The sequence below is a fragment of the Bacillota bacterium genome (assembly GCA_024653485.1).
Lineage (GTDB): Bacteria > Bacillota > SHA-98 > UBA4971 > UBA4971 > UBA6256.
The window spans coordinates 279,748-285,747 of sequence record JANLFY010000002.1; the positions used below are offsets into that span (position 1 = coordinate 279,748).

5 protein-coding genes and 1 pseudogene are annotated in these 6,000 nt (G+C 63.0%); 4 read left to right on the top strand and 2 right to left on the bottom strand.

Going from position 1 to position 6,000, the window contains the following annotated elements:
• Window positions 1-23: 23 nt before the first annotated feature.
• Window positions 24-707, bottom strand: a complete 684-nt coding sequence (locus NUW12_02725) for a hypothetical protein (GenBank protein ID MCR4401688.1) — start codon at window positions 705-707, stop codon at window positions 24-26.
• A gap of 557 nt (window positions 708-1,264) precedes the next feature.
• Here NUW12_02725 and NUW12_02730 point away from each other — a divergent pair.
• Window positions 1,265-1,467 (top strand): annotated as a pseudogene (locus NUW12_02730) (hypothetical protein).
• Between the two features lie 73 nt (window positions 1,468-1,540).
• Here NUW12_02730 and NUW12_02735 read toward each other — a convergent pair.
• On the bottom strand, window positions 1,541-2,023 hold the full coding sequence (locus tag NUW12_02735; protein MCR4401689.1) for a hypothetical protein: 483 nt from the start codon (window positions 2,021-2,023) through the stop codon (window positions 1,541-1,543).
• A gap of 567 nt (window positions 2,024-2,590) precedes the next feature.
• Here NUW12_02735 and NUW12_02740 point away from each other — a divergent pair.
• From NUW12_02740 to NUW12_02750, 3 genes are all read left to right on the top strand, one after another.
• Window positions 2,591-3,187, top strand: coding sequence for a Uma2 family endonuclease (locus tag NUW12_02740; GenBank protein ID MCR4401690.1), 597 nt, complete (start codon window positions 2,591-2,593; stop codon window positions 3,185-3,187).
• A 434-nt stretch (window positions 3,188-3,621) separates the two neighbouring features.
• A complete protein-coding gene (gene cas6 / locus NUW12_02745) occupies window positions 3,622-5,187 on the top strand; it encodes a CRISPR system precrRNA processing endoribonuclease RAMP protein Cas6 (GenBank protein ID MCR4401691.1) in 1,566 nt (521 codons plus the stop codon).
• Between the two features lie 101 nt (window positions 5,188-5,288).
• On the top strand, window positions 5,289-5,945 hold the full coding sequence (locus NUW12_02750) for a DEAD/DEAH box helicase (protein MCR4401692.1): 657 nt from the start codon (window positions 5,289-5,291) through the stop codon (window positions 5,943-5,945).
• The last annotated feature ends 55 nt before the right edge of the window (window positions 5,946-6,000 follow it).

The following is a 6,000-nucleotide window of genomic DNA, read 5'->3' on the forward strand; positions in this document are numbered from 1 at the left end:
CTTCCTCGCCGACACCGGCAGCCTCAGGGGCTATAGTACTTCTCGAGGTCGCCTTTCCAACTCTCGTGCTCGTACTCCGGCAACCTGTCTATGCGGCACCTGGGTTTGGCCAGCGCCTCCCTCACCTCGAAGGAGGTAAAGAAGTGCATGCTGTATGTGGTCTTGACCACGAGGGCTGTGTCGAGGCCCTTATAGGTGCCGGCACAGGAGATGATCTCGTCACCCTCGGCCACCGCACCGGCATCGGTGGCTATGATCGCGGCCTCGATGGCGATCTTGGTCCCGGCCCCGAAAACCTCGAGGGTCTTGTCCATGATCGCCTCGGGTGTGGGATAGTCCCACCTTATGGAGCGCGACGGCGGCGCCAAGGGCCTCGAACCTTGAACGATCCTTGCCCCGTTCTTCAGAAGGGTTTCGCGGATCTCGGAGTACTCGCGGCGCATCAGCCCTATAGGTATATCGCCCCTCGGCCCCCAGGTTGTCGCGGGATAGTGAGTGACGACGACGAGCTGCGCGCCGGTGCCGCGGAGCCCCTCCAGCGCAGCGAGCGCGCTCCTGCCGGTTTCCGAGGCGACCACGACGGTTCGGATGCCGAGCTCCAGGCACCCTTCCCGCACTCGGCGCACAACGCTCTCCGTGTTCGCTTCACCGCAGCACCCGAAGTACACGGTCGTTCGCGTCACCGTTTCCACGTTTGCATTGGCCATCGGCCGATCCCTTCCCTCCAGACTTGACGACGCTTGACGACGCCAGGGTTGCCGACGCTCGCAGGGCAGGATGACACGGGCAGGACGCGGCGGACGCGGCCCTTGGCCGTCTCGCGTGTCTCGCGTGCGCTCGCCATCTCGACGAGCGATGAGGTCCAGCGCCGACGCGCCGTGCGCCGCTCGCCGTCATCCGTTGCCGATCCGATCGCTCACGACTTCGAGGTCTTCTGTGTGAATCCTCCTTTCAAGCCACCCCTGAGCCCCCGTGAGCCAGTGGGGCCGATGACCCGTTCCGGCTGCCACTGCGGCGCACTACAAGGGGTCTCCCTGCAGCAGAGGTCCCCGCGCCAGTGCGCCTGCGTCCATCCGCCAGTGCGCCTTCGCCCATGTCGCCTCGCGGCCGCGTTGCCGCCGCTCCCCGCGCGATGATGACGGGCGGGGGCACAAAGGCGGGCGGAGGCTTGCCGCATGGGACGTGGCGCGGGCCACGACCAGGTCCCGCGGGACGGGCCTATGAGCGGTGTCCCATTCGCGTGGGGTACCGCGCACAGTAGACGGAGCCCATCAGCGGCACCTATCGAGGCTAGGACATATGGGAGATCCCGCTGGGACATCCCGCCGAATGGCCAGGGCATCACATCGCGTCGTGGGGCTTATCGCCCTCGGGACACCAGAAGATTTCGACATGCCGCCCATGGGGCGCGCTTCAGCGGAGGAACTGCGTGTAGTCATCGAGGGGCTCAAGCTGGCATTCGCCGACGGGTACTCGTTCGTCCGTTCGTCGCGGACCCCGCTCTCATGCGGGAGACGCCCGGACAGTTGCTCGATCCCGCCTACTTGGCCAGCCGCCGGCCGTCGCAGGCCATCCGGCGGCAGAGCCGGTCAACCCCGGTTGTGGGGCGACCCCTACGCGCGGATTCCCATTGCGGCGGGTAACGCCACAACTTGAGGCCAAAACAGAGGCCGGAGCCGCAGCGGAAGCGCAGGGACGCCCCGAGCACCTCGTGGGCCCGCGATGAAGCATTTCCACCGCGCCACGGGTGACCGAGATCACCGCTGTCAGCCGTCTCCCAGATCGCGTCCGGATCCCACACGACCCGGCCAGGTCCGTCGCCGGGCAGGGAAGGAGCGCCCGCGACGCACCTCACCGCCTCCACTCCCATCTCATCGGGCGCCACGGCCTTGGTGTGAGTCGTTCCGACGTGGGTGCCGTCGATGCCAAGAAGGTTGGGTTTACGACGAGACTTGCCGTGAGACTTGGTATGGGGCTCGCGACACGCATTGTCGCAGAGGCCGTCGTTCACGGACAGGATCATTCATTCGAGGACCTGCCCCGTCTGGGTTCTCCCCCGGCTCCCTTGCGGTTAGGCCCGCCGGCTCACTCAGGGAACGCACGAGGCGGCCCTTTCTTGCGACAGGCCGCGACAGGGCGGCCGCGGCCAGACTTGCGCGGTCGGATGAGCACCGGAACGCGACTCACGGGACGCACGTAACAGGGGAGAGAGGGACAAGACCTTGTCAAGGGTTGAACTCCCGCTAGAGCTTAGCTACGGGTCGAAGCTGACCAGGGGTGCGTGTGGGCGCGTCGTCGGCGTTGCGGGCGCGGTCGTCCGTCCGTCCGTCCATCACGGTGAGTGGCGCACCACCCGAATCCACCGTTAGCCTTACCGTTAGCCTTATAGCGACTCCTGATGAACCAATGATTTCGCTATCTCGCGTCGCTTCCCCTGCTTCATCTCACTCGAAGGTCCCGATTGCGTCCGGATCGGGACCTTGGAGCTGAGATCACCAAGACGGGGGATGGCGGCGCAACCCCCAGCATGATACAATCAAGCCGGGGCCAGGTCGACGCCACACCACTAGGTTCGTCTGGAGGGGGAAGCGTGGCGAAACCAGACAACGTACGCGAGGTCGCGGCGGACCATGTCTCGCCCGTTGCGCCTTTTATGCGCCTTACATACTCTGACTACTGCAAGATTCCACCTGGGCAGCAGCGGTACGAGCTGATCGGGGGGGCGCTCAGGGTGGTACCATCGCCGAGCGTGGTTCATCAGGAGATCTCGAAGCGGCTCTACAGGGCCCTCGTGGAGTGGATCGAGGACCGTGGACTCGGCAAGGTGTACTTTGCACCTCTCGATGTCGTTCTCAGCGAATACGACGTGGTACAGCCAGATCTCCTCTATGTGTCGAAGGACCGCATGCAGATCGTCAAGGAGGCAAACATCTTGGGCCCTCCCGACTTGGTGGTGGAGGTGCTCTCTCCCGGAACCGTCGGATGGGACCGCAAAATCAAACTCCAGACGTACGCTCGCTTCGGGATACGAGAGCTGTGGCTGGCAGATCTCGAAAGCCGAAGCATCGAGGTAATAACACTCAGAGATGGGAGTCTGTCAACCGCGGGCACGTACGGTCCTGGGTCGACGCTGAGAAGTCCTATCCTGCCTGGGTTTAGCTTGAGTGTAGACATGGTCTTCCCCTGACCCTCTGGTCGGAACAGGCAGGAAGAACGGGCATCGTGTCGAAGTGTGCAACCGATATACGTAGACACCGCAGGAAACAGTTCACCGCCGTTGGTACGCCCGTACATGTCGATACCCGCTCGATGACCGCCGCAACATGAACCACGAATATGCTGCGCTAACGAAAACGCTTTGATCTTCTCGCATCCGCACCGGTGTCGTACGACAAGTCGCAGGCAGGGCCCGCGAAACGAGGTCGCAGCGCTAGAGGCGTGCGTGAACACAAGGCCCCTCAATGCGTCCGTCATTCGCGAGCAACCCCCAGGTCGAGGCGGCCGTCGCTTGTGCAGTCAGTGCGCGTGTCTGCACGCCATGTCCGGTCCGTGATGGCGGGCTGAGCTAGGTGCAGCTTCGAGCTTGAGCATCTGCACAGACACGCAAGAGGAGGCACCCAGGTGAGGGGCATCGAGAAACTCCGCATTGCCCGCTATGAATTCATCTTGGAAGCCGTGGACAACCTCTTCTTGCCTCCCTACAAGGGGTCCACCTTTCGGGGCGGCTTCGGGACGGCTTTCAGGAACATCGCATGCTCGACCCGCAGGACCGACTGCCGCGACTGCATGCTGAAACACGCCTGCCCATACGCATACGTCTTCGAGACCGCGCCCCCGGATGGGTCGGAGGCGCTGACCAAGTTCGAGCACGTGCCTCACCCGTTCGTGCTCGAACCGCCTCTCACCGAAAGGCGTGAATTCGCGCCGGGCGACGAGCTCCCCGTGGGTCTTGTCCTCATAGGCCGGGGGATTGAGTTCCTACCGTACTTCATCGTGGCGTTCCAGGAATTCGGGAGGATGGGGATCGGACGCGGCCGCGGGAGGTTCCGCTTGAAGAGCGTCTATGCTTCGGTTGGGGCTTTCCGCGAACAAGGCGAATCCCGTGGGGATGAGCGTCGCGCGCAGCCGGCCGGTGCAGAGCAGTTCAGCAGAGGGCCCTACCGAGGCCACCTTGGCGGGGCAGAGGGCATCGCAGGGGGCATGGCAGCGCCTCCGGCTTGCGCCTCGCAAGAGCCCGAGAGTTCTCTTCTACAGTATGACACCGTAGACCGTTCTCCCGTCACTACGACTTCCATCACCCCGCCCGGGCGGGAAGGACTCTCCAAGGGCCGCGGCGTTGCAGGCTCGTCCTTACCGTCGTCGCCAGCTGCCTCCACTGCTGTTCCTACCTATGGCACAGCTTCCACTCCGGCCTCTAGTCCTTACCCTGCCCCTGCCCCCGGTGCGAGGGACGGTGACAGCCGGGCTGCCCGCGCGCTCGTGTTCGATGGCAAGGAGAACAAGGTACACATGCATGATGCGGTTGTCACATGGGACGACATCCTGGAAAGCGCGGCTAGAATCCTGGCGTGCGTTTGCCCGGCAGATGGCCAAGATCCGGAAGGTGGCCGACCATCGGCTGCGCGCGGATCTGCTGCCCTCTCTAGCTCCGCCTGCGCAGCCTCTTGCGACTCTCCTGGTCCTTCCGCCTGTTCCGCAGCCCTCGACTCGGGTAGCGCCTTGGCATTTTCCCAAATTACGGGCCGCGTGGGCCGCGCCGGCTGCCCTCTCGTCCCACGAGTAACGGTGGCGTTTCGCACCATGACGCGCCTCAAGTTTCAGGGCGGTCTCGAGGACCGGCCCGAGTTCCACGTTCTGGCCCGTAGCTTGCTTCGGCGGGTTTCGTCGCTTCTCTACTTCCATCACGGGACGCGGCTCGACATGGACTTCCGCGGGTTCATCTCCGAGGCCGAGAGAGTGCGCCTTGCCGCCCTCAATACGCGGTGGGTCGACTGGGAGAGGTACTCGAGCCGCCAGGATACCCGGATGAAGCTGGGTGGACTTGTGGGCACCGCGACATACGAATTCAACGACGCCCGCCTCGCCGCATTCTTCTTGCCGTGGTTGGTCCTGGGAGAGTGCGTCCACGTGGGGAAGGGATGCACCTTCGGACTGGGGCGCTTCACCGTGGCTCTTGACTCGCGGTAGCCGGGGGCAGATGACCTTGGGCGATGTCGTGCGTCATAGGACGCCAGTATGTCGCAATCTGGTGATATGATCAGCGGGGAGGCCAACAGGAGAGATTCCAAATGCTCTTAACACTGTGTGTCACCAACGTGGCGCCTAAGTCGGCCGAGCATGCTCCGCCCAGGTCTCTTTCGCTATTTCAAAGATACGCTGCCGAGGAATACGGGCAAGTTGTATATCCTTTTGAGCACCAGGCAGCCGCGTTTGAGCTAATCGAGAAAGGACAAGAGGTCCGTCTCATTGCAGGGACGGCCTCGGGGAAAACACTTGCCGTGGCTGCACCCCTATTCGCCAAGCTCGTAAAGGGTGACATCCGGCGTGTGCTTTTCATGTACCCTACAGTTGCGTTGCTCGAGGACCAGCGACGAGTGCTCGATGAGCTTGCGAAGTTGTCGGAACTGGAGGTAGACGAACTACACGGCGGCATGACGCGGCCGCAGCTAATAGCGGCGCTTACGAAGCCCGTCATCCTGGCTACGCCTGATGAGCTTTACTGGTTTTTCCGCAGAAACGTCAAGTATAGCGGGCTGCTGATATATGGTCTCTGCCAGGTAGATGAGTTCGTGCTGGATGAGGCGCACCTTTTCAACGGCCTGATGCTGAGGAACCTCGAGTGTCTGTGGGAACGTATAAGATTCTTGGGACGTAGCTTAGGCAGATCTCCAAGGCTACATGTCCTCCTACAAGCCCCCCAACTGGTTTGGACAGGGGAGCCTTAGGGTGGTAGAGTAGGAGCGGGGGGTAGCGTAGAGGTGACGCGCAGTAGGTATACGG

Coding starts and splice junctions, on each gene's coding strand:
- NUW12_02725 (MCR4401688.1), bottom strand. CDS start 707: ATGGCCAATGCAAACGTGGAAACGGTGACGCGAACGACCGTGTACTTC.
- NUW12_02735 (MCR4401689.1), bottom strand. CDS start 2,023: ATGATCCTGTCCGTGAACGACGGCCTCTGCGACAATGCGTGTCGCGAG.
- NUW12_02750 (MCR4401692.1), top strand. CDS start 5,289: ATGCTCTTAACACTGTGTGTCACCAACGTGGCGCCTAAGTCGGCCGAG.